Origin of the sequence: Actinomyces sp. HMSC065F12 (genome assembly GCF_001814535.1) — a bacterium.
GTDB classification, from domain to species: Bacteria; Actinomycetota; Actinomycetes; order Actinomycetales; family Actinomycetaceae; genus Pauljensenia; species Pauljensenia radingae_A.
The window spans coordinates 1-1,176 of sequence record NZ_KV817044.1; the positions used below are offsets into that span (position 1 = coordinate 1).

A 1,176-nucleotide genomic window follows, 5' to 3' on the forward strand; every position below is an offset into this window, starting at 1 on the left:
TCTCCCGCCATGACAAATGGCTATGCATGATGTACCCACGGCTAAGACTTCTCCATCGCCTGCTAGCCAGAAACGGATTGATTGCTGTCTCGATAAGTGACACAGAGCTGTCCAACCTAGGCTGCATCATGGACGAAATCTTTGGCCCTGCAAACCGACTTGCTTGTGCGCCAGTGCGCTCTGAACCAAGTGGAGGGAAAGATAAAACGGCCCTGCGAACAGGGCACGAATACATTTTGTTCTACACCAAGGGTGACCAATCAAGTCTTGTCAAAGAAGAGAAGACAACTGGGAAGCTTGACCTCAAGGACAGCAAGGGCCCGTATCGAAAAGGGCGTGAGTTACGAAAGTGGGGTGCAACTTCCGACCGATCAGATCGACCGACGTTGTGGTTCCCCATTACTGCACCCAATGGTGGAGAAGTATTCCCAATCAAGAATGACGGGTCTGACGGCTACTGGCGTTGGAGTCCTGCTCACGCAGGTATGTCAGAGTTATTGGACAATCCTGAGGCTGCTCACTGGGAGAAAACATCATACGACCCAGGGGTTGTTGTAGATGGAGAGACTGAGCGCTGGGTTCCATACGAGAAAATTCGTGACGTAAAAAAATCATTCGGATGGAATACGTGGCTCGATGGCTATGGAACTAACGCCGACGCGACTGCAGTAATCAAGGCAATCTTTGGAAACAAGAAATTCGACACCCCGAAACCACTATCACTAATCGAATGGATTATCGCCCTGCATGGCAACACAGACGGCATCGTCTTAGACTCATTCGCAGGCTCAGGAACGACCGCACACGCCGTGCTTAATTCAAATATGTACGACGACGCAGATAGAAAATTCATCCTCGTAGAGCTCAGCGACTACGCAGAATCAATCACGGCAGAGCGGGTCAAACGAGTGATCGACGGATACCGCACCGATAAGGATGAAGTGCCCGGAACAGGAGGGTCATTCTCTTTCTACGAGTTAGGCGCGCCACTACTTCTCGCAGGTGACTTGAACCCAGAGGTGCCTCTTGAGCGGGTTCGTGAGTATGTGTGGTTCACCGAGACGGGGCAGCCGTTCTCGAATCCGCCCAGTGCCCATCCGTATTTCTTAGGACGGCATGAGGATGCATCGTTGTTTTTCGTATATGAGCCGGATCGGGCAACGGTTTTGGATCGTG

1 protein-coding gene is annotated in these 1,176 nt (G+C 51.5%); it reads left to right on the forward strand.

Annotated elements, in window-relative coordinates:
* Window positions 1-29: 29 nt before the first annotated feature.
* A partial coding sequence (locus HMPREF2975_RS11785; protein ID WP_264673897.1) for a site-specific DNA-methyltransferase occupies window positions 30-1,176 on the forward strand: 1,147 nt, incomplete at its 3' end.